The following is a 23,269-nucleotide window of genomic DNA, read 5'->3' as shown; positions in this document are numbered from 1 at the left end:
TGTTAACAAGGTCCTCAAAACAGATTTTCGTCTTTTTTAGGAGACTCATTATAGATCGGATATATTTTGCAAAAATGTTGACAGAAGATTTATCTTTACCTTTTGTAAATGCAGATGAAATCGCCAAGGAATTAGATCCTAGTATACGACTGGTGGAAAAATGGAAGCTGGTAGAGTTTTCTTTCAGCAAGTAAGACACGTTATTAAAGAAGAGCAAAGTTTTGTTTTGGAGTCAACTCTTTCGGGCAAATACCTTGAGAAGTTAATCCCGAAAGTGCAGGCACAAGGTTTCGATGTTGAGTTAATCTATATCTTTCTCGAAAATCCAGATGTCTGTATTGAGAGAATCAAAGAACGAGTTTTAAACGGCGGTCATCATGTTCCAGATGATGATGTTGTTCGTCGCTATTACCGAAGTAAAAATAATTTCTGGAACGTGTATAAAGAAATGATTAACCAGTGGTTCTTAGTCTATAATTCAGACTTACGTTTCAAAGAATTTTGCATTGGTGTAAAAGATCAATATGATATTAATGATGCTGATATTTTTAATCAGTTCATAGAAGGAGTCGAAAATGGAAAATAAACAATTAGAAAGCTCATCAGTCTATAAGGATGCCTTTTATATACAAAAAATCGGTAATAAGGCTGTGAACTCTGTTCTTGAGAGAAATAAGAAAAAAAATATTGATTCCGTATTCTCGAGAGATGGTAAAATTTTTTATAAACTTCCCTCAGGTGAAATTACAGAAAAAAGTCCTTTTAAAAACTAAAGGTAGACTTGCCAAATCATTGCCGTATTTGACCTGAACTACCACTTCACTACCATTTTGGGTACTACGTTTTTTATGTTGAGTGTTAGCCAAATTAGACCTTTTTTGAGTTCAAACTGACATGAATGAGACTGGTTTCGTGCTCAGATCGTCTCCTTGAAACTCACACCCCGCCTCCATTAAAAGCCGTGAATTATTTTATGATTTGCGGTTTTTTGCTTTGGTACTTATCACATTAGTTATCACAAAATCGCAGTGATACTTTTCTCTAAGAATAAAAATTGCCTAAGGTATTTATTTGACAAGCCTTATACTAGTGCCATTGATATAACAAATCACTGGAGTTGATACTTTTCTTGTGAGTCACAATTTATATAGAAAGTGCGAACTCAGCTTAGACCTTACAAACACAAAAATCGAGATTACTTATATAAAAAACAAGCTGAATTCGGGTAGTAAGTGCAACACCTCTGTTAGTTGCTAGTACAGAAGCTATTGAGTGAAACAAGACTCAAATGTACTCTGTATTAGTGACCAAACCAAAAACAGAGGAGACAAGAAATATGTCCTATAAACATCTGAGTCTTGAAGAAAGACATTACCTTGAGTTGGAACAAAAGGCAGGTACATCCATCAATAAAATAGCAAAAAAGCTATGTCGTCACGTGAGTACTCTCTCACGGGAACTTAAACGTAACACAGGTAAACGTGGTTATCGTAACAGGCAGGCTAATGAATTAGCTCAAAAGCGACTAAAAGAAAAGCCAAAATCCATCAAATTAACAGTTGAGGTTAAAATTTATATCGATGAACATCTTACGAAGGATTGGAGTCCAGAACAAATCGTTGGGCGATTAAAAGATGATATGTCAATATCACTTCATCATGAAACAGTTTACCAATATATTCTCAAAGACAAAAAATCGGGTGGTGAACTATATAAGTTGCTTCGACATCAAGGTAAGCCTTACCGTAAACGTTATGGTAATCAACACAGTAGAAATGGCATTCCCAACAGGATTGATATAGATCAGCGACCTGAAGCTGCAAACAAAAGAGAACGAGTTGGTGACTGGGAGCTTGATACAATCATCGGAAAAGCTCATAAAGGGGCAATAGTAACAATGGATGATCGTAAGTCAAAAGTACGGTTAGCACTGCCTGTTTCTCAGAAAAAGGCTTCCTTAGTTAGGGGCTACTGAATAATAAGTGTTTTGAATAAGATAACTTGAGGACTTCCTTGAACCTGCCTAATGATTCGGCGGAATGTATTAATAATGAAAAAGTAAACAACGGCTATAAAGGCCATTGCCTTCTCCAAATTCATCACCATGAATATAAGAGCGATAAGGCTCTTCGAAGAGCCTTTGATTTTTGTAAATATTCTATCTAATTTGTATCGTCTTTTCGCAACTCCAAAGCATCCTTCAACCGTATTTCTCACTGCCTCATCTTGTCGTTGAATTTCTTTTTGTTCTTTACGAAGTTTCAGATCTTTTGGAGGTCTTCCTAAACAGGGTCCGCTTATTCGTATTCCGTGTTTTTTACAGTAGGCTCGATTGACTTTGTTACGGTATATCTTATCAGCGTGCGCTGATTCGGGGTAGTAACCAAAACGATCTTTATATTGTTCAATTTGAGAGATAAGTTCCGAACCTTCGTTGTATGCGTCGAAATTTATTGTATCGAGAAAACTCCAGCCGTCGACAACACTAATAGATATCTTTGCACCAAACTCGGTATGAGCACCTGCTTTGCCTCGCACAATAGGGCGTACGTGCGGTTGATGAATGCTTACAATTCGATCATTCACACTCTTTACATTATTATCATACATATATTGCTGTTGCTGGTAAAGTGTATCGATCACTAATAAATCACGGTATAAATTTGACTTCAACAAGGATAGGTCTGCGTACTTTTTGAGCTCATTTATACTGGAAAGGTTCTTCTTACTGAATTCAACTACTTCTCGAGAGCTTGACGTCTTTTCTTTTCGAAACACGCTTTTGTAGTACGATACTCAAGAAGCTTTCCTTCCGGCCTCACGGTAAGTTCGAGGTTTTACTTTCTCATCCACATTAGATCGATTGCGCCAAAGTATATCAATAATGTCTTCTGTTTTCTCACGAGCTTTGTTTAATAAACCTAAGTCAGTTGGGTAATGAATGTCGGCGGGAACACAACTGGCATCAACAATTATCGAGCCTTTATTGCTCGGTGGCTGATCATCATCAGAGTCATCGTCAGAAACATCTGACTTTTCTCTAGTAGCGGAATGTAAGAGTTCGTCAATATCCTTGATACCTTGGGCGTTGAATCGTTTTCTGAAGTGAGTCATCATACTTGAATCAAATGGAGCTTTTTGTTCATATCGCTCAAGACCTATGAAGTATTGCATATAGGGATTTTCGGCAATCGTCTCAACCGTTTCTTCATCGGTTAAACTTAGCTTCACCTGAATGATAAGCGAACCAAATGCTGCACGAGCAGATATTGCCTTAGGGCCTTTCTGACTAGTGAAGTTTAAAGCGTAGATCTCTTCTACATCTGACCAAGGAATTAGAGTGGATAATTTCACCCAACGGTTATCTACATTGAGTGTCGTATCCAGGAAATAAGGGAGGTTGGCCATTTTCGGCTCTAAACTCGTGTTTTTGTACATCTTCTGCAAACCTAATGACTATTTTGAGGTGTTTTGATTACAGATAATATAGCACTTTTTTGTGTTATGTATCTTATAATCAATAAGATATATATTATTCAGTGGGCGCTAGTTAGTGAAGCCATCATTAATTTGTTGACACCCATTAAAGAACAAGTTCACACTCTCACCTTTGATAACGGGAAGGAGTTTGCTAAACATGAGAGTATTTCTGAAAAGTTGGAATGTAAAAGCTATTTTGCAAAACCATATCATTCATGGGAGCGAGGACAGAACGAAAATGCAAATGGCTTACTACGTCAATACTTTCCCAAGTACATGACTCTTGATAAAGTTAATGTTTCAGAAGTTGAAATTGCTGTCGACAAGCTTAATAATAGGCCTAGAAAATGCTTAAAATTTAAAACACCTTATGAAGTATTTCAGAAATTAACTGGAATTGATTTAACAAAAACAAAGGGTGTTGCACTTATGAGTTGAATTCAAGCAACAATAAATAATAAAAGTAAATCATTATGAAAAAAATATCATCTCTAAAGTATTTATTTGTCGTCGCGGCCATGTCGGGCTCTGCAGTGTTCGGGCAAGAGCAAATGGTCAAGCCAAACATCCTATTCATTTTCTCAGACGACCTGTCATACCGCGATTTGAGCAGCTACGGACAAGAGCAGTTTCGGACTCCCAACCTCGACAAGCTGGCGATGAACGGCATCCGCTTCACTCAGGCATATAGTGGTTCGTCGGAATGCGCCCCATCCCGGGGAAGCCTGATGACCGGAATGCACATGGGACATTGCCGTATTCGCGCAAATAGTTCAGTCCGGGGACAGGATCACCTATTGAATGAGGATATCACCGTAGCCGAGCTGCTCAAAGGGGCCGGGTACACCACAGGTTTTATCGGCAAGTGGGGCATTGGTTTGCCCGGCACCGAGGGAGCTCCTGACAAGCAGGGATTCGACTTTTCGTACGGATACTACGATCAGGCACGGGCTCATGGCTTCTTCCCTCACTACCTGATGAGAAACGGGAAGCCCGAGCCGATTCCTGAGAATTACGGATTCAACATGAAGCGTGTTAGCACCTACAATGGGCGTCCGGTAGATCGACTCGACGATGTAAAGAACGTATATGACGAGAACGGGAACCTCGTCCCCGATGGTGTCCCGGTCGCCGCTGCGGCAAAATATTCCGAAGACCTGTTCCAAAATGAGGCTCTTTCCTTTATTAAAAAGAACCGGGACAAACCTTTCTTCCTCTATTACGCAACCCAACTTCCCCACGGCCCGTGCATCACACCCGATCTTGGAGCCTACAAAGACAAGCCTTGGGACCTGAAACACAAGGAATGGGCAGCCATGCTCGGCCACCTCGACCGCGGCGTTGGAAGGATGCTTGACCTTATGGAGCAGCTTGAGATCCTGGATAACACTATAATCTTCTTCGCCGGTGACAATGGATACAGCCAGTGGGGATACTTCGGTAGACCTCGAAATGAGGATGATTCTCTGTTCAAAAACAAAGGTCCATGGCCGAAAGGGAAGTTCACCTCCACCCATGAAGGCGGCGTGCGAGTTCCTTTCTTCGTCTATTGGAAGGACAAGATTAAGGCAGGAGAAAATGACCACATCTGCGCCCTGTATGACGTATTGGCAACGCTAGCCGACCTAGCAAGTATCACTCCCCCGAAAACCGATGGGATCAGCTTCGCCCCGATACTGCTCGGCAAACCGGATGAACAAGAGACACATCAATATCTCTATTGGGAGAATGGAACCATGTCACGGCATGCTCAAAGTATTCGCTTGAATCAGTGGTGGGCATACCGGGATCACCCTTCCAAACCGATAAAGCTGTATGATGTTACTGAGGACCTTGCGTGCAAGAATGATCTAGCAAAAAGCAATCCGGAGCTGATCGACAGAATCAGGCAGATCTATACCGAAGCCCATATCGACAGCGAGTGGTATGTGAACCCGGGAGAGAGCAAGGAGCAGATATCTGCGAAACGGGACAAAGCCATATCCATGAAAAGCATGCAACGTTCAACCGGGGCAAACACCGCCTACAGAGGACGAACCGAACTGTCTCCTGCAGGCGACGTCCTAAAGGCCGCGCCTAAGGAGTAACCTTAGACTTGCCATTTTTGACCTAGGCTACAAGTTTACTACCATTTGCGGTCTTTCCTATCCGCAAATGCCGAGCTGGAGCTCGGCGGTCCCAGGGTTTAAAGATACTTTAAATAAACAGATTTTTTGACATTCTTAGCCTTATAAGAACGGTACCAAATGCATAGGGGGTAGAGAATAGCCAAGAAGACTGCGCTGATGATATAAGTGGTATATAAGTCGGAGACTTGATATAGGTCAAATAAATTGGCCACACCCACTAAGACTAAACGGTGCACTAGATAGAAAAACATCGCCGTCTGACCTAAGACCAACAAGATGCCATTTTGTCGCGTGCCTATCAGTCGTTCCACACAGATCATAAGGGCCATGAGCACCATCATCAGACCCAGTTCCAGCAAGGTGTAAGTCGCCGAAGGTGGGTATTTACTGACATGTAACCAATGCTGCCAGCTATGATCTTCTCTGAGTAAAAACATATTGCCGTAGCCATTGTAGTAACGAAGGGCGGCAAACGCCATTAGTGAAACAAAGCCTAAGGAAAGCAAGAGTTTCACCGGTCCGACGGAGTTCCTGCCCTCTTTATAATCCAATAAATAACGCCCAAAAACCCAGCCCAAAATCATCATTGCCAACCAAGGCAACAAGGGGTATTTAATGACTAAATTAGTCGAAGTGTAGCTCGAGAAGAAAAAGGCATTAAAAATTGATTGCGTACTCTCCCCCGGAGGAAAATAAATTCCATTGAGCAATTCACCAAAAGTAAACCAAGATAAGGCAAGGATAATCAAAAGCTTACTCGAAAGATGTCTAAAAAAGGCCATGCACATCATTGCCAAGCCAATGGCATAGAGTACCTGAAATAAAAATTTTCCGGCAAATAAGGAAATCAAAGTGGGGTCTAAAATGGCGATAAAGGCCCCGCGGATTAAAATATCTTTGTTAATTTGAGATGAGTCAATTCCTTTTGCGACCTTACGCTCAATACTTAAGGCCATGGCAGTGCCTGCCAAGAAAACAAATACCGGCGTACATAAATGGGCCGTCCAGCGCGTAAAAAACTCCCAAGCTGGCAGAGCTGAGCCGGGTATATAAGAAATGGCAGAGTCTGTCGCCAAGTGATCTTTATTGTAAACCATTGATACATGATCCACTAACATGAGGATCATCACAAAACCACGCATCCAATCAATTGATGAGATTCATTTAGACGTAGACATATTTCATTACCTTTTCACCATTAGTTTGTCGACCAAATTATCTTTGAGACAACCCTAGCCCCAAAATCCTGAAAATAAAACTGGGTTTATCGCGCTTCGCGCTTAAAGATCGCTGCGCTTAAAGGTCGTCTCGGAGAGCCTGAAAGATCGTTCGCAAGCTCACTGAAAGACCGGCCCAAGGGCCTACAGGAGGCGCTCGTTCCGAGCTTAGATTGCGAAGCGGAGCAGAGCTCCTTAGGGGGCGCTCGTTCCGAGCTTAGATTGCGGCAACAAGTTGCCTTAGATTGCACTCGCTACGCTCGTTTAGGAATCAGGAGACAGGTTTTAACTGATTACTGCCCTCTTCTAATTCTCTTGTCTCCTTAAGCGCTGCGGTCTTTAAGCGCAGCGGTCTAATCACCAAATAAAAAAGCACTTGCGTTTCCGCAAGTGCTTTTTAGTCTATAAACTGATCAAAATAAACTTAGGCCTGAGCAAGCTCTTTATCTTTCCTAGCTTGAATGAAGGAAATAATTCCTAAGACCAATAAAATTGCATTGAGTATAAAAAAGCTTCCTTGAATTTGAACCGCAAGTAATCTTTCTATTTCTTGACCTCCCATCCAACTAATCATTTTTCCAAAGCCTTTGAAAGTTCCGCCTAAGCTCACTAGCACTAACAACATGATGCCATGCAGCATATGCTTGTTAAGCTTGGGTTTCTTAAGGGCAATTAAAGAAAGTATAAAAAATACAATCCCAAAGAAAGAAGGGATCAACGCGGTCACGCTTGCCTTGCCAGAGGCAAAGTATCCACCAATCCCGATGATTATGTAGATTATAGAGAAAACTAAGCTTGTCTTAGCCATGATTTAAATCCTGTTTAAAATTAAATTTTTACACTGCTCATACTTATTCACTCACTCCAACTAAGAAGTCAGTTAGAATATTGATCCTTAAAATGTTCAATATAACCTGATAATCAAATTTATGAGAAAGAATTTGGAAAGGACCGCGCTTCGAGCTTAGGGAACGCTCGTTCCGAGCTTGGGTAACGAAGCAGAGCTTCTGAGCTGACGCGCTAAAGCGCTGAGTTCACGAACTGAGTCCTGAGATGCCGAGCTGGAGCTCAGCGGTCCTAGGGCGGCGCTGCGCTTAGGTTGCGGCAACAAGTTGGCTTGGGTTGCACTCGCTACGCTCGTTTAGGTAGACCATCAGTTTAGAGGGCCGCAATAGGGTGCCTTGGTAGATTAAGCGGAGCGTATGAGTTGCAGAACGAGGTTCTTGAGTTGACGATTCCACTGTTAGGCACATTCACGATTGGGCACTTATATCTGAACATTATCCACAGTTAGACAAACAAGACCAGACCAAGAGAAGTTTAAGCACTGATTCCTAAGAAGAATAAATATAGACACACAAATATTAAAATTTCTGTGTGAAATTTGTTAAATACAAAATCTAAATGACTAATATATAATTTTATAAAAAACTTATAAACAACACCTTGAATATAATCATATTATAAATGCATGGATATTGCTTAACTTCTAAGAAAGAAAAAGGAGTTAACCATGAATGTTATTAAAATTCGATTAAATGATTATTTGAAAAGCCAATTTCATCTTAAATCACTCATAAAATCAAAGCAAATTTATTCAAGAGTACATTTTTACTCTTTCCTTACCTTATTCTTATTCTTATTCTTATTCTTATTATTGAGTACTCATGCACAAGCTCAAACTACAGACCAAAATAATCCCTTAAGTTACGAGATTACGGGCTTAGTAGATGACAGTGCCTTGGCAGGCCAAGGAGGCACTATTTTTAATACATCTACTGACATTCCCGGCTCAGGTGATTCTTCAAATACATTAAATATTGCGAATGGCTCTTACGTGGATTTTGAGCTTTCACTTGAAAACACCTCTGATGCATATGCACACTTAAGAGTCAGTGTTGATAATATAGAAAGTAACGGATCATATGGCAACGGAAATATAATGCTTGCTCAAACATCAAACAGCCAAGGTCTCACCGACACAGGTACGCTATCATTCTTAATGACTGGGAATGGATACAATTCAGCCACACTTACCTTAGATTGGTATACAGCTAATGGACTTTTTGATACACGACTAGAAGAAGAAAGGTTTATAACATCCTATGATATAGATTTCGATCAATACAATGATTTTTTTACTAATGATTTAACAGGTATAGGTTTATCAAATTCTACAGATTTATCCTTAGAATATGACGAGGACTTAGTTAGCGTTTATTCTGATGGAAGTTCTGCAACCATGTCTGACTCAGAACATGCGGTAGCTGTATTAACAAATGAAATTGACTCACAAGAAATACAAGTGGGTAAAAATGGTAAGGGCAATATATTATTTATGTTTGAATTTAGAAACCCTTCACAAAACCTTGATGAAAATTTTTATCCGGGTGACGTAGAAGTCCTTGCACCTGGAGCTCCTACTCCACCAATTTATGCTCTTATGCTATTCGCAGCTATTATGGCTTTTAAAAATAAGCTTATGGCTAAAGCAGAAGCCTGAGAGTTTTCATTATTTAGCTTGTTAAGAGCCTAATTATTACTTATATTTAGTTACAATTCAGTAGCAAATCTCCTATAAGTTTAGCTCGGAATGAGCACTCAATTCATAATTTAAACCAAGAGAAATACCTCCTATTTTTCTAACTGTGTATTTAGCTAAGTATAAGTCAAAGAGACGAAGCGGTACTGCTGAGTTGTTAGAACGAAGTAACTGAGTTTACGGCTGGTGGCCTGAGTTGACGATTCCACAGTTAGACACATCCAAGATTAGACCATTTGAAACTGATAACTGCAGGGCGAAGCCCGATCTGCAGTAAGCTTGCGAACGGTCTTGCAGCTAACTGGCGAAATTATGTTCTGAGAAAGATGAAAAAGTCTTGAATTAAGCTTTGCTAAGTCGGGGGTGTTGTGATAGAATTTTTGAAGTCAATTAGTCGAGTCATTCGAGGAGGAAGCCAAGATGCGAATTTCTGCAAGTAATCAGCTGGAAGTTTTAGTTAGCCAATTAGCTGATTCACTGCAAAATGAGAAGTGTCGCCCCGAAGAACTCTTGGGGCGCCCCAATGACTTGGTGATAATTCAAAGTCGCGGTATGGCGAAATGGATTGATATGCAAATTGCCGATCACAATGGTATTGCGACGCGTATTGAGTATCCCTTTATCCGAACTTTCATTTCCTCGATCTTGGTAAAATGCTCCTATTCCCCAAAAGAAGATATCTGGGATCGCGAATCACTGGCGTGGCGAATTTTTAAACTTTTGCCCGAGATTGAAAGCAAGTTCACCATCATCCATGATTACGTGAAAACAAATCAATTGCGTCGCTTTCAGCTCGCCGAACAACTCGCCTCCCTCATCGATGAATACATGGTGTATCGCCACGACTGGCTTCAGAGTTGGATCCAAGGCAAAGCTTTCACTCAGTTCAATCAAGGCTTGGAGAAAGAACTGAAACACGAAGCTTGGCAAATCGCCCTTTGGCAGAAGCTCTGCGAGAGCGCACAAAACTCTTTCCAGGCCGCCCTACAAAACTTTTTACTTGCGGATGATATTCAGCCTGAAGTCCTGGAACTTCCGCCCCGCATTGCGATTTTTGGCATTACAAATATGCCCCCCGTCTTTGTTAACTTTTTTGAGAAACTCTCGCAATTAACGCAAGTGACGCTTTATCACTTCAACCCCTGTCAGGAGTATTGGGGAGACATTCGCATGGAGAGGTTTTCTGCTTTCCCCTTGCAAGGCAAAGATGATTTAGGCTTGCGTGGCCCGATCTTTTCTCGAACTTTCGAAAACGAAATTCCCGACTTACCCCATTCTCTTTTGAAATCACTAGGACTCTTAGGACGCGACTTCCTCAACCTGCTGATTGAAAACACGTCCTTTGATACTCTGGAGCATTATGCGCCATCAGAATCGTCACAATTACTTCACCGCATCCAAAATGGCATCTTGGAGATGCAGGAAGACTTCGAAGACGATTTAGTGACTGATGACTCCGTCAAAATAAGCTCATGTCATTCTCCTCGGAGGGAGCTTGAAGCGCTGCATGATTACTTAGTGGGTTCACTGGCTGACAATCCCGATTTGCGTCCCCAGGATATCATTGTCATGGCACCCAACATCCATGACTACGCACCGCATATACGCAATATATTTTCAAACCCCGATAATATGCCCTTGGACTTTTCGATTACTGACCAAGAATTGCGGGGACGTCCTCTGGTGAATTCTTACCTTAAGATATTTGAGTTGGCCAAATCTCGCTTGAGTTCTAATGACTTATTAGAGATCTTTGAAAATCCCGATTTCCTCTCACGCTATAAACTCAAAGTCGATGACGTGCATACAATTCGTGATTGGATTGAGCAAGCGCGCATTCGCTGGGGTAAAGATGCCCAGCAAAGAGCCGATTGGGAGCTGCCAGAATTTGAACAAAACTCTTGGAAGTTTGGCTTCGATCGCTTACTTGCGGGTTATGCCTTTGATGATCCCGAACTCTATGACTCGATTCTCTCCTGCCCCATTGGTGGTGACGGAGCGATCTTGGGTAAAATCAAAACCGCGGCTGATCAACTTTTTTCAATTTACGAAATCATCACTCAAGAAGAAAAGAGCCTACAAAATTGGTGTGAGTACTTTTCCTTTGTGCTCAAATCCAACTTTGAAGAGAACGCCGACAATCAAAATGAATACAATATCATTCTGACTCAGCTCCAAAAAATGAGTGAAAGAGCCGATTTATTACAGATGAATGAAGTGATTGCAGCCGAGATTGCCATCAAATCACTCAATAGTGCCCTAGAAGAACAGAGTAGTTCCCATGGCTTTATTTCACGCGGCATCACTTTCTGTTCTCTACTGCCCATGCGTAGTATTCCCGTGAAAGTGATCTGTATGCTCGGACTCAACGAAGGGCAATTGCCGCGAACAAATCACCGCAGTGGCTTTGATTTAATGAATAAAAATTGGCGTCAGGGTGACCGTACTATGAGCCTCGATGATCGCTACCTCTTTTTGGAGAGTTTAGTCTCCGCCAGAGAGAAACTATATTTATCTTATGTGGGTCAGAGTGAACGTGATAATGAAGAAATCCCCCCTTCGGTGATTCTCGCAGAATTCATGGAATACATCAAAAAAATTGCTCCCGATTTCCAAATCACTCAGCATGCCTTAAACGCTTTCAACCCACGTTATTTCCAAGACGAAGATAATGATTTGGCTTCTCTTTCTCAGCTACATTTTCGTGCGGCGCAATCCCTGCTCAAATCTCGTGAGCCTGAACGTGAAGTCCCCGCCCTCTTCTGCGAACAAGAACTCGATTTACCCGAAGAAATCAAATCGCAAGATGGTTTTATTGACCTCGACTTAGAGGATTTAGCCAAGTTTTTTGCCAATAGCGCAAAAACTTTTCTCCGTTGCCAACTGGGCACGAGCCTCTGGAAAGATCAGGTGAGTGAATTGCCCGAGACCGAAGCCTTTGCGCAAGTAAATGCCTTGGAGCAATTTAAAATCAAGAGCACCTTGATTGAGGCCTTGATCCACAAAGATCCAGACTTGGATGAGGAGTCATTTAAAATACAAATGCAGGAACTTGTATTGGCGGATGGTTCACTGCCTTATGGCCTCAAAGGTATTGAGTGCTTTGAGCAAATTTATGGAGATTCTGAAAAAGTTGCCGAACAAATTCTTCTTCACAAAGGTGAACACAAAGAAGAGCAGCTGAATTTCACTCTTACTTTTGAACTTAGCGAGAAAATTCGCCTCAATTGCTCACTCTCGGGAATCTATCAGCAAAACTTGCTCACTTATCACCCAGGCAAAGATAAATTTAAGCACCTGATCAAACATTGTATTAAGTACCTCGCACTTGCGAGTGTGGAACCCAGGAAAAAACTGCATTACATCAATCAAGACAAAGCTTATCAGATTCATGAAATAAAAGATGCGCGGCAATCATTGGAACAAATTCTCGAACTTTATTTATCTGGACTTAAAAAACCCTTGGCCTTTTTACCCAATTGCTTCCAGAAGTACTACGAGCAACGAAAGCTTAAAAAGCCAAAAGAACATGAAGTCGCTATGGGGCTCGCAGAACAAAAATGGGCTTATGATTCCTATAACAATGCTTTTGCCGATAGCGTCGATAATTCATTCCAAGTTTGCTTTGGCAAGGATTTTCCTTACGAAGATGCCTTGCTTTGCTTTGAAACCGTGTTTGATTTAGTCAATGAACTCGGACTCGTGGAGGCGAAACTATGATGCAGCCCCTCGATCTCACTCAGCCCATCAAAGATTCTGGCATCACCCTCATTGAGGCCAGCGCCGGTACGGGCAAGACCTATTCCATTGCCAATATCTTCTTGCATTTCATCCTCAAGGGCCGTGATGTATCAGAAATCCTCGTGGTCACTTTCACTGAGGATGCCACCAAAGAACTGCGCGATCGCGTTCGCAAAAACCTCAGTAAAGCGCTCCTGCAAATTCGCGGGGACGTCACTGAAGAAGACCCCACCCTAAAAGCGATTATCGAGATTTACCCCCATCAAGACGAAAATAGGCGACGCTTAGAACTCGCCTTGGTAAATTTTGACCAAGCAGTTATTTCTACCATTCACGGCTTCTGTCAGCGCATGCTTAAGGAAAATGCTTTTGAGAGTCATTCCACTTTCGATATGGAACTAGTTACAGACGATAGCAAACTCATCGATGAACTCGTGGAAGATTTTATCCGTATTGAATCCTATGATCATCAAAGTGCTTTTAATTATGATGCCGAACAACTCAAGAGCCTGATTAAGCTCTACAAAGGGCAAGCCATTGAAGAAGCTGAAGAATTTGACCTCGAAGCCCGCAAGCAAAAGTTTATCGAACTCTATAAAGCACATGGTCATGACCAGATAGAAGTTTTACAGAATAACAAGGGAATGTCTCGAACTCAAAAAAATCCTTATCTCTTAAGTAAATTCCCTGACTACATCGAACACCTCAAGCTTTATTGTAAGGGAGATGAACGACCGACTGCACTCAAGGCCATTGTAGCCCTGAGTCAAAGTTCTATTAACTCTAATATGAAATCGAAGAAAGTTCCTCCCACACACGAACTCTTTGAAGCCGCAGATCAATTAGCTGAATGTTACTCAGATAAATTCATTAAGCAGCGCTTTCTAAAAAGCTTCCGCGAAAAGTACGAAGCCAAAAAAGAAAAGCTCAATGTCATGACTTTTGACGACCTCATCATCAAACTTCATGAAGCCCTCGTTCGCGACCAAGCCAATGGTCCTCTGCACAGTCTGATTCGCGATAATTTTAAAGTGGCCTTGGTGGATGAATTCCAGGATACTGACCCGATTCAGTATCAAATTTTCAAATCTCTCTTTGGCGACAAAAGCCATGCCACTGAACACGCCTTCTATATGATTGGCGACCCCAAGCAGAGCATCTATCGTTTCCGAGGCGCTGATATCTTTGCCTACCTGCAAGCGAAAAATGATGCTGATGAACAATTCACCCTGCAGGATAACTACCGTTCCGAAGCAGCCATGGTCGATGCCGTGAATCATTTTTTCTCACAGCGTGGAGCTGATGAAGCCTTTGCTTTTGCCCCTGCCCACGAGAGTGAAGGCATCACTTTTGAGCCAGTGGGAGCCAAAGCCGATAAAAATACTCTGAAGATTACAGGGCAGCCGGAATCCTTGCAACTGCGTTGGTATCGAGCTGATGAAGACAAGGATCTATCAAAAACAGACCTACAAAACCTGATGCCGAGCTTAGTCACGGAAGAAATCATTTCTCTGCTCAATAAATCCCAGCAAGGCTCCGCCTATTTTGAAAGCGAAGAAAAGCAAGCACTGAAGCCTGGCGATATCTGTATCTTGGTCAACAAGAATAATCAAGCCACCGCCATGAAGCAAAGCCTCAACGAGAATGGCATTCCTGCAGTGGTTGCGAAATCTGGCAATGTTTTTAAATCTGCAGAAGCTAATGCCTTGGAACGCTTCCTCAATGCTGTCATTGACCCCAAAGATTCAAGTCTCATCCCCCTACTCCTCAGCGAGCTCTTCACTCTCACTGCCGAAGAAATTAAAGAACTGGGTGATCAGGAACGCTTTGAATTGCTCACCGAATTTGTGGACTATCACCGTGAATGGGAAAAACGCGGCTTTTTGCGCACTCTGCAAAAATTTATTGATCGTCATCAACTCTATACCCGCACGCTAGAACAAGATCAGGGTGAACGCTCTCTGAGCAATCTCTATCAATTGCGCGAAATTTTGCATGAAGAAGAACAGAGTAAGGGCCTCGGCCCCTCGGGTTTATTACGCTTTCTCCAAGAGAAAACTCAAGCCGACAAAGTCGATGATCAATACCTGCAAAGACTCGAAACCGATGATAATGCGGTAAAGATCATGACCATCCACAAATCTAAGGGTTTGGAATTCCCTGTGGTATTCTGTCCCTATATGTGGTCGGAATCATTTGAAGAGAGTTCATATGGAAGCTTTGGAGAAAGTAATAAGAAGAATGATTTCGAGTATCACGATGACTCGCGTTTAGCTAGCCTAAGTATTGATCCCGACGAAGAATTTCGTCAAGAAAAACGTTACCTCTGGCGCCGCGAGATCCTCAGTGAAAAATTACGCCTACTCTATGTAGCTCTGACTCGTTCAGCACATCGCTGCTACCTTTACTGGGGTGATGTTAATGTCAGTAATACGCCCTTTGAATACCTCGCTAATCCAGAAGTTACTGGAGCAGACATTGCCGATGGTACGAGTACAAAACTTGATTCTTCACAAAGACGATCTATTTGGCAAGATCAAGTTGCCAATACAAGCCACACTAAGTTTTGCGAACTTGGCAATATCGATCAAATGAGCCCCTGCTTTTACCGTCCCAAAAATGATCTGGAACTAAGAAAGCCCAAAGAACTTAAATTTGAATTCCCCATCTGGGTCGATGGCAGTTATTCTGGACTCATCCGAAGCCATGATAAAGTTCAGTTCACACCCGACCAAGCCCCCTTAGACGACGAAGGTGAGAAGATCCCCAATGCTGAACCCGAAGAGGAAATTATTCCCGAAGGCTTTTTTGCCTTTCCCCGTGGAGCCGTACCGGGAACCTGCATTCACGAAATCTTTGAGCACATTGATTTCCAAGATGAGCGTGGCTGGGAAGAAATCATTGCCGATCGCCTCAAACATTATCAACTACATGAAACTGAGCTTGCGAATCAAGAAGAATTCTTTGCCAAGCGCATTGCTGATTGCAAAGATATGCTGCGCAAAGTTTTGTCGACCACTTTAGTTCATAATGATTTTGCCTTGGATTCTATCCCTCGCCATCAACGTCTGGATGAATTAGAGTTTCATTATCCCGTTAAAGATATTCAGCTCAAAAAGCTACAAAAACTCTTCTTAGCTCATTATTCCGATGGCTTTCCCCATGATTATTCATTGGATTTAGAGAAGCTTAACTACAGGATGGAAGAAGGTTATTTTAATGGCTCCATTGACCTCAGTTTCCAAAAGGATGGCAAGTTCTATATCGTTGACTGGAAGAGTAATTACCTCGGCCCACGCTACGAAGATTATCATGGCGAAGCCCTGCAACGTGCCGTTCGCGAGCACTTCTATTTTTTACAGTACCACATTTATACCTTGGCTTTTCACCTTTACCTCGAGAAATATTTAGCAGGCTACGATTATGATCAACATTTTGGGGCCTGTATCTACCTCTTTGTGAGAGGAGTGGAGCCCGGCGCTCAAAGCGGTATGCATTACGATCGAGTTCCCAAAGCCTTGGTCGAGGATATGAAAAAACTCATACTCGAAGGAGAATTTAAAGATGTATAATCAGCTTCCCATTTTCTCTGAAATCGATCGACAATTTGCCCAATTCATCAGTCAACGTGCAGGCGAACTCAGCGCTCATGAGCTGGAAACACTCGAGGACATCTGTCTCGTACTCAGTTATTATGCCAATCAACAACACAGTGTTCTGCCCCTGCGTGATATTCTCATTGAGTACCGCAATGAAGATGGGCATATCGTTTCTCACAACATTGATTTTGAGCTTGATGAACAAGCCTTAAAGATTTACAGACAAGTAATGGGTCAAGGCGATGAAACTAAGCCGCTCATTGTCGACTTAGAGAATCAGCTAATTTACCTCAATAAGTATTATCGTGCCGAGGCAACGGTGGCTCGTTTCATTTCAAAACTCGCAGATCAAACTCAAGAACTCGATGGTCAGCTTACACAAAAACTCAATGAAGTTTTCCCCAATCAGATTGCTGGTAAAATCAATTGGCAAAAAGTCGCCGCATTCATGGCCCTGCGATCACGTTTTTGCGTCATCTCTGGTGGCCCTGGCACGGGGAAAACCACTACCGTGGGTAAGATCCTCGCCTTACTTCTTGAGCAAAATCCCGCAACGCGCATCGACCTCTTGGCCCCCACCGGGAAAGCTGCCGATCGACTTGGGGAATCCATTCGCAACTTCATCTCGAGTCAGAGTGATGAAAAAGCTTTCTCTGCTGCGACCCTCGCAAAAATCCCAGTTCAGGCCCAAACCATTCACCGTTACTTGGGTTTCGCTCCTGGTGGTGGCTTTAAGCACCATGATAAATTTAAAACGCCATCGGATATCTTGCTCATTGACGAGAGCTCTATGGTTCCGCTGACGCTCTTTCGCTCGGTAATTCAAGCGTTGCAATCTCACTGCCGCGTCATTCTTCTTGGGGATAAAGATCAGCTGGCAGCCGTTGAGACGGGCAATGTTCTCGGCGATCTCACTGCAGGCGGACAAATCAACTCTTTCTCACCCACTTTTGCCAAGGAACTCAAAGAGCTAAGCTCAGAACTGATTCTGAATGAGGATCAAAGCATGGGAAGTTTACAGGATATCATGGTCAAACTCGAGCATAGTTTCCGTTTCGATAGTTCATCGGGAATTGGACAACTCGCTCGCGATGTTAATGAGCAGCCCGTGCCCCATCCCTTAGAAGATACGCAGTACTTTAAAGCTTATGATGATATCGCTCACCAGGCTCTCCCTGCCAAGGCTGAGGAGCTTTTTTCTGGCGCTATTCGTCAATGCTTCACGGAATACAAAAAATCCCTCCGCTCGCCAGAGGAGGCTTTGAAAGCACTCAATAAGTTCCGCATTCTTTGCGCCAGTCGCAATGGCAGTTTTGGTGCGAGCAAACTCAATCAGCACATCAGCCAAATCATCTTTTCTCAGAGTGATGAATCGCTCTACAAGGGTCGCGCCATCATGATCACCCGCAATGATTATAATATTAAACTCTATAATGGTGATATCGGCATCATTCTTCCCGATGATTCGGGTTTGCCGAAAGCTTGGTTCCCGGGGCCAGATAATTCCCTGCGTTCCTTCCCGCCTTCCATGCTACCGGATTATCAGAGTGCCTTTGCTATGACTATCCACAAATCTCAGGGCTCGGAATACCAAAACGTGCACCTCATCCTTCCCGATCAAGCTGACCGATTACTCAGTAAAGAATTGATCTACACGGGAATTACTCGAGCCAAGTCTGCCATTGTGATCTATGCCTCGCGCAAAACCTTGCTCAGTACATGCAAGCGCCAAACCGACCGCCTCTCAGGACTCCTTCTCCGAATGAAGTAATTCAAAAGTTTTCACTTTTTATGTATCAAAGCAAACTAAAAAGCACTTATTGATAATTAATTATCAATAATTTTATGCAAGTGATTTGCAAAATACTGATGATTGGACCACTGTTATTGATAACTCATTATCAATAATTTATTTTCTTAAAGGTTCAGCATCATGAAAAAATTACCCGTAACAGTTTTATCCGGTTTTTTAGGTTCGGGAAAAACTACTTTACTCAATCATATCCTCAACAATAAAGAAGGGCTGAAAGTGGCTCTCATTGTCAATGATATGTCTGAAATCAATATTGACTCCAAACTCATTCGCAAAAATGGTGATGCCCTTTCCCAAAAAGACGAGAAGTTGGTGGAGCTTTCTAATGGCTGTATTTGCTGCACTCTGCGTGAAGATTTACTGGAAGAAATTCAGCGTTTAGCTAAAGAGGATCGCTTTGATTATCTGATCATTGAATCCACAGGTATTTCTGAGCCGATGCCAGTGGCCGAAACTTTTGACTTTGTCGATGAAGATGGCTTTACCCTCAAAGACCTCGCTCAACTCGACACCATGGTGACTGTGGTGGATACTTTTAATTTTTCTAAAGACTTTAAATCGACCGAAATTCTTACTGACCGAGAAGAGTTTTTATCTGAAGAAGATGAGCGCCCAATCTCTGCCCTCTTGGTGGATCAAATTGAGTTTGCAGATGTCATTATCATGAACAAAATTGACGAATGTTTTTCATCCTGTGTCTATAAAACTGAACAAATCATTCGCTCTTTAAATGCCAGCGCCAAAATCATCAAAACAAATCATAGCAAAGTTGATCTCAAAGAAATTATTAATACAGGTTTATTTGATTTCGAAAAAGCTTCTCAGTCTCCACTATGGCTTAAAACCCTCATTGGTGAGGAAAGCAGTGAATCCGATGAGTTTAATATCTCTTCATTTTGCTATAAAAGTAACCGCCCTTTCCACCCACAAAAGTTTTTTGATCTCGTAAATGACAACCTCAACGGTATCATCCGTTCAAAAGGCTCCTTTTGGTTAGCCAGTGTCAATGATTATGCCCTTAGTTTTCAGCAAGCGGGTGAGTTACTGAGTTACGCGGTGGAAGGTAAATGGTTAGCCGCAGCGATTAAAGAAGATCCTTCACTTGAAAGTGAATATGCGGACTATATGGAAGAAACTTTCGATGGTATCTACGGGGACCGCAAACAGGAATTAGTTTTTATCGGCATCGATTTAAAGAAAGAAGAAATCATCGCAAAACTCGATCAAAGCCTATTAAGTGATGAAGAATTTGCTCAAGGCCCCGAGTACTGGTCCACTTTCGAGAGCCCTTTTGAAATTGACTTACAAATGGCTGAGGAAGAGAGTCCTGAGTTAGCTGAAACTCATTGAGGCAATGGAAGAATGAAACTAAAATTTATTCAAGGGAGTTAATTATGCAGAGTACACAGGAAACTTGGAAAAAGGGTTACGAAGTGATGCCTAGTAATATTCAACTTCCAGCTATTAGCTTTAGACAGGCTCCAGATTCAGAACTTAAGACATCTTCAAGCAAACTTGACGCCCTCTTTCCAGACGATCCTCAAAAAGCGGAAAGAAGTTATAGAAAGACCATCCGTTCCATTAGTGAAGTCAAAGAATTTGCCGAACAATCACTTTTGGCCTTGGGCTTCTCGGACCTTTCGGTTGCTGAACAATTACAAGATTTGGCGGCACAACTGATCAAGCGCTTTAAGCTTAACTACCTGCACTGTCGTATGGATCTCGTTTATACCGATAGCTGTAGAAAATTTCACATCGACAACCTATATACTCGTTCAATCACTACTTTAATTGGACCTGGCACAGAATATAAGCTCATGTCAAAATCCAATGAAGTCCTACAAGTCAAAACTGGTGAGACCATCTTGCTCAAAGGCCTTAAGCACCGTGGACGCAGTTCCAAGATTGTCCACAAATCACCTAAGATCTCTCATCTCAATACTTATCGTCTTGTCTTCGTCATGGATTATTAATAATCTAATTTAAAGATAAGATTTTTGTTAGAAAAATCTGTGCCCAAAGCTGTAGTAAATAGACTGATAGACTCTGATGTTTAAAAGTAGTAGCTCAGTTCTTATTCATCGGGACAGTAGCTATACTCAAGGTAATGCTTTAATACATCAAGTAAAAAGTCAACCTTAATAGGTTTTGTGATATAGTATTCTATGCCGATCGTCTTAACCTTCGACTGTTGATCTGTAAAGGCATCTGCAGACATTACAATGATGGGTATATTCTTAGTCAAAGCATTTTTTTTGATATTTATAATAGCTTCAACACCTCCCATCACAGGCATTTGTAAATCCATCATAATCAAGTCCGGTGGTGTGCCACTTTCTGCCATTCGTAATGCAGAATCAACGCCCTCTAAGCCATTGTTTGCGATATCAATTGATAAATTAAAGCCACCTAAAATTGTACTAATCAACTTTTGATTTATTAAATTGTCTTCTACCAGCAATATTCTAGTATCTGATGAAAATTGAACTTTTCCATGCTTAGTCTTTTCAATCTTTGCTAAGTCTTCGCCCTCCTTAAGAGGTAAGTTAATTGAAAACATACTCCCCTGATTTATACCACTTTCTAAAGATATAATGCCTCCCATTAATTCTATGAATTTCTTAGAAATAGAAAGTCCCAAACCAGTGCCTTGATAACTTCTTGTATTTGAATCATCCACTTGTTCAAAAACTTTAAAAATTGTTTCTTGATATTCTTTAGGAATCCCAATACCCTCATCTCTAACAAGTATTATCAATTTTTGATCATCGGTTTTTACCGTCATTTCTACTAATTTATTAACAGGTGTAAATTTAAAGGCATTATCTAATAAATTAATAATCACTTGTTGGAGTTTGACTGGGTCAATTTTGACGTATTTAGCGATCAATTCTGTATTTTTGTATATAAAATTGATCTTTTTTTCTTCTGCTAAATGCTTATAAGTATAGACAATATTTTTAAAAAACTTTTCTAAATCAACATCTTCGACTTTCAGTTTGAATTTACGTTCCTCAATTTTTGAAATATCTAAAATATTATTAATGACCTTAAGAAGGTATTGTAAACTGTTGTCAATATAATTTAAATAAAGTGGGTAGTAATCCGGTAATTCTAGTGACTTACTATTTTCTAGGAGAATTTCATTAAATCCCATAATTGCACCTAAGGGAGTCCTAATCTCGTGACTCATATTAGCTAAAAATTGCGACTTTGCTTTACTTGCATCTTCAGCTCTTAACTTCATCGCAATCAACTCTTTTTCTGCATCCTTTCGAACCGAAATTTCATCTCTCAATTCTTCTTCTCTAATCCTCAAATTATGAGTGCGCTCTTTAACTTTGGCTTCTAAAAGTAAATTACTTTGTTTTAATTTCGTGTCTGCCTCTTTTAATCGTTGATTTAAATGGTTGGCATCTGTTAATAGTGAGTCTTTTGTATTAAGTAAGAAAATAAAATCAGCCAAGAAATTATGCATTGGAAGATTATGTAAGTTTAAACCTAGTTCAACTAGGGAATCCATTTTGGAAATGATTGGGTTACATAGAAAAATAAAGAGTTCATCACTCTCTTGATAGATAATTTGTCCCTTTAAGGATAAGAGGTTATTATCTATTGATTCTAAAACAAAAGTTCTATCTAATTGTTCAAAAAGCTCATCTAAATTAAACTGTATTTTGGGAGTTTTTATTTCAAAAAGATCACCAATATACTTATCCCCTGTTTCAGGTAGAAATTGATTTATTATTGAGCCAGCTTGAAAAATAAGCATATTCTCATCCCAAGCAATATGAAATGGAAATACCTTATCAAAGGTATTGGGATTTAAATTTATTTTATTATTGCTCAAAATTTATTGCCCTTTAGAATTCATTTTCACGTACGATCACCTAATATGACAACGAAAAAAATAGAATGATCGTTGTTTTCATCTTTTGAATTTTGTAACGTAATAGAAATTTTTTTGTTGAAAAAAGTCGCTAAGCCCATTATCAAACCCTCTACAAATGAATCGAGTCCAGGTCTATCAGAATAATAATGTAGATACAAAGTGTCTTGTGTTACATTGGTACATTTAAAGGATGGAGGTTTAATCCCTGGGATAACATTTGTCACGTTAAAGTGTAAATTATCAAGATTTTTCATGAAGTCAAAAAGATTATCTCCAAAGACTTTAAACACATAATTAAACTCAGTTTCTAAAATAAAATCTACCCACTTTGTTCCTGCAAGATAGAGAATCTTTTCTTGATCAATCTCAAGCTTTTCAGACGCTACTGATACAATTCCGTATGTTATTTGATCGGGGTATTGCTTCATTCCCATGAAGTATAATTTTTCAATATCTAATATTTTAGCGATTTTCGACCACTCATCTTCTCCAAAGTTTTGCTGAAAAAAATCTTTAAAGAACCTATTTATAATACCATACATGCTAAAATACCTCCAAGGTTTATGAGTAGTGAAGGAATATAAAACATAAATATCTCATTCAAAACTAAAAACGATCAATATGAACGTTTTCCTGTATAATTAATTAATTTTGAACAATTTTATCTTAAATAAATGTTTATGATACAGCAACTTTCTTAAGTCAATAATTTTATGAATCTTCACCTTAACACTTATCGTCTTGTCTTCGTCATGGATTATTCATGATCTAGGAAAATGAATCCTAGATCTCAGAGTAAGTTCCTGTGGCAGCACTTTATCCGCCTCTCAAGGTGGGCACACCTTGCAGGGATGGG

At 40.9% G+C, this 23,269-nt stretch carries 14 protein-coding genes and 2 pseudogenes; 11 read left to right on the top strand and 5 right to left on the bottom strand.

What is annotated here, in order from left to right; genetic code table 11:
• Positions 1-160: 160 nt before the first annotated feature.
• From LNTAR_RS14155 to LNTAR_RS14145, 3 genes and pseudogenes are all read left to right on the top strand, one after another.
• Positions 161-586, top strand: a complete 426-nt coding sequence (locus LNTAR_RS14155) for a zeta toxin family protein (protein WP_007279401.1) — start codon at positions 161-163, stop codon at positions 584-586.
• Positions 576-773, top strand: coding sequence for a hypothetical protein (locus LNTAR_RS14150; RefSeq protein ID WP_007279400.1), 198 nt, complete (start codon positions 576-578; stop codon positions 771-773). The genes LNTAR_RS14155 and LNTAR_RS14150 overlap by 11 nt, the downstream gene beginning before the upstream one ends.
• Before the next feature lie 563 nt (positions 774-1,336).
• Positions 1,337-1,966 (top strand): annotated as a pseudogene (locus LNTAR_RS14145) (IS30 family transposase); the annotation flags it as partial.
• A gap of 98 nt (positions 1,967-2,064) precedes the next feature.
• Here LNTAR_RS14145 and LNTAR_RS26690 read toward each other — a convergent pair.
• A pseudogene (locus LNTAR_RS26690) lies at positions 2,065-3,438 on the bottom strand (IS5 family transposase); the annotation flags it as partial.
• 66 nt (positions 3,439-3,504) lie between these two features.
• On the opposite strand from LNTAR_RS26690, the gene LNTAR_RS14135 reads away from it, so the two are divergent.
• Positions 3,505-3,918, top strand: coding sequence for an IS30 family transposase (locus LNTAR_RS14135; RefSeq protein WP_007279396.1), 414 nt, complete (start codon positions 3,505-3,507; stop codon positions 3,916-3,918).
• A gap of 35 nt (positions 3,919-3,953) precedes the next feature.
• Complete coding sequence (locus LNTAR_RS14130) at positions 3,954-5,567, top strand: arylsulfatase (RefSeq protein ID WP_007279395.1); 1,614 nt, start codon at positions 3,954-3,956, stop codon at positions 5,565-5,567.
• Between the two features lie 98 nt (positions 5,568-5,665).
• Here LNTAR_RS14130 and LNTAR_RS14125 read toward each other — a convergent pair whose 3' ends face one another.
• On the bottom strand, positions 5,666-6,769 hold the full coding sequence (locus LNTAR_RS14125; RefSeq protein WP_420798220.1) for an acetyltransferase domain-containing protein: 1,104 nt from the start codon (positions 6,767-6,769) through the stop codon (positions 5,666-5,668).
• Between the two features lie 481 nt (positions 6,770-7,250).
• Positions 7,251-7,634 carry a hypothetical protein gene (locus LNTAR_RS14120; RefSeq protein ID WP_007279393.1) on the bottom strand — a complete coding sequence of 128 codons (384 nt, stop codon included), beginning with the start codon at positions 7,632-7,634 and terminating at the stop codon, positions 7,251-7,253.
• A gap of 705 nt (positions 7,635-8,339) precedes the next feature.
• On the opposite strand from LNTAR_RS14120, the gene LNTAR_RS14115 reads away from it, so the two are divergent.
• The 6 genes from LNTAR_RS14115 (at position 8,340) to LNTAR_RS25815 (ending at position 20,494) form a co-directional block, all read left to right on the top strand.
• On the top strand, positions 8,340-9,329 hold the full coding sequence (locus LNTAR_RS14115) for a PGAP-CTERM sorting domain-containing protein (protein ID WP_007279392.1): 990 nt from the start codon (positions 8,340-8,342) through the stop codon (positions 9,327-9,329).
• 459 nt (positions 9,330-9,788) lie between these two features.
• Entirely contained in the window at positions 9,789-13,088 is a 3,300-nt protein-coding gene (gene recC, locus LNTAR_RS14110; RefSeq protein ID WP_007279391.1) for an exodeoxyribonuclease V subunit gamma, read from the top strand.
• Positions 13,085-16,681 (top strand): exodeoxyribonuclease V subunit beta, encoded by a 3,597-nt coding sequence (recB, locus tag LNTAR_RS14105; protein WP_007279390.1) that lies wholly within the window; start codon positions 13,085-13,087, stop codon positions 16,679-16,681. Before recC ends, recB begins: the two co-directional genes overlap by 4 nt.
• Positions 16,674-18,479 carry an exodeoxyribonuclease V subunit alpha gene (recD, locus tag LNTAR_RS14100; RefSeq protein ID WP_007279389.1) on the top strand — a complete coding sequence of 602 codons (1,806 nt, stop codon included), beginning with the start codon at positions 16,674-16,676 and terminating at the stop codon, positions 18,477-18,479. Before recB ends, recD begins: the two co-directional genes overlap by 8 nt.
• A gap of 162 nt (positions 18,480-18,641) precedes the next feature.
• Positions 18,642-19,871 carry a GTP-binding protein gene (locus tag LNTAR_RS14095; RefSeq protein ID WP_007279388.1) on the top strand — a complete coding sequence of 410 codons (1,230 nt, stop codon included), beginning with the start codon at positions 18,642-18,644 and terminating at the stop codon, positions 19,869-19,871.
• 44 nt (positions 19,872-19,915) lie between these two features.
• The gene (locus LNTAR_RS25815) at positions 19,916-20,494 is read left to right on the top strand and encodes a DUF1826 domain-containing protein (protein WP_007279387.1); all 579 of its coding nucleotides are present in this window, start codon (positions 19,916-19,918) and stop codon (positions 20,492-20,494) included.
• Between the two features lie 101 nt (positions 20,495-20,595).
• Here the strand turns inward: LNTAR_RS25815 and LNTAR_RS14085 are convergent, their stop codons facing one another.
• Together LNTAR_RS14085 and LNTAR_RS14080 are read right to left on the bottom strand one after the other, a co-directional pair.
• On the bottom strand, positions 20,596-22,371 hold the full coding sequence (locus LNTAR_RS14085; RefSeq protein WP_007279386.1) for an ATP-binding protein: 1,776 nt from the start codon (positions 22,369-22,371) through the stop codon (positions 20,596-20,598).
• A gap of 26 nt (positions 22,372-22,397) precedes the next feature.
• Positions 22,398-22,955: a heme NO-binding domain-containing protein gene (locus LNTAR_RS14080; RefSeq protein WP_007279385.1), complete on the bottom strand. Its 558-nt coding sequence runs from the start codon at positions 22,953-22,955 to the stop codon at positions 22,398-22,400.
• Between the last annotated feature and the right edge of the window lie 314 nt (positions 22,956-23,269).

It is taken from the genome of Lentisphaera araneosa HTCC2155, assembly GCF_000170755.1.
Classification (GTDB): Bacteria; Verrucomicrobiota; Lentisphaeria; order Lentisphaerales; family Lentisphaeraceae; genus Lentisphaera; species Lentisphaera araneosa.
The sequence above is the reverse complement of the archived record's forward strand: the minus strand, read 5'-3'. Positions and strand labels throughout refer to the sequence as shown.

Bases quoted from the DNA above. Each gene is read 5' to 3' on its own strand.
- LNTAR_RS14155 (WP_007279401.1), top strand. From the start codon at position 161: ATGGAAGCTGGTAGAGTTTTCTTTCAGCAAGTAAGACACGTTATTAAA.
- LNTAR_RS14150 (WP_007279400.1), top strand. From the start codon at position 576: ATGGAAAATAAACAATTAGAAAGCTCATCAGTCTATAAGGATGCCTTT.
- LNTAR_RS14135 (WP_007279396.1), top strand. From the start codon at position 3,505: ATGTATCTTATAATCAATAAGATATATATTATTCAGTGGGCGCTAGTT.
- LNTAR_RS14130 (WP_007279395.1), top strand. From the start codon at position 3,954: ATGAAAAAAATATCATCTCTAAAGTATTTATTTGTCGTCGCGGCCATG.
- LNTAR_RS14120 (WP_007279393.1), bottom strand. From the start codon at position 7,634: ATGGCTAAGACAAGCTTAGTTTTCTCTATAATCTACATAATCATCGGG.
- LNTAR_RS14115 (WP_007279392.1), top strand. From the start codon at position 8,340: ATGAATGTTATTAAAATTCGATTAAATGATTATTTGAAAAGCCAATTT.
- recC (WP_007279391.1), top strand. From the start codon at position 9,789: ATGCGAATTTCTGCAAGTAATCAGCTGGAAGTTTTAGTTAGCCAATTA.
- recB (WP_007279390.1), top strand. From the start codon at position 13,085: ATGATGCAGCCCCTCGATCTCACTCAGCCCATCAAAGATTCTGGCATC.
- recD (WP_007279389.1), top strand. From the start codon at position 16,674: ATGTATAATCAGCTTCCCATTTTCTCTGAAATCGATCGACAATTTGCC.
- LNTAR_RS14095 (WP_007279388.1), top strand. From the start codon at position 18,642: ATGAAAAAATTACCCGTAACAGTTTTATCCGGTTTTTTAGGTTCGGGA.
- LNTAR_RS25815 (WP_007279387.1), top strand. From the start codon at position 19,916: ATGCAGAGTACACAGGAAACTTGGAAAAAGGGTTACGAAGTGATGCCT.
- LNTAR_RS14080 (WP_007279385.1), bottom strand. From the start codon at position 22,955: ATGTATGGTATTATAAATAGGTTCTTTAAAGATTTTTTTCAGCAAAAC.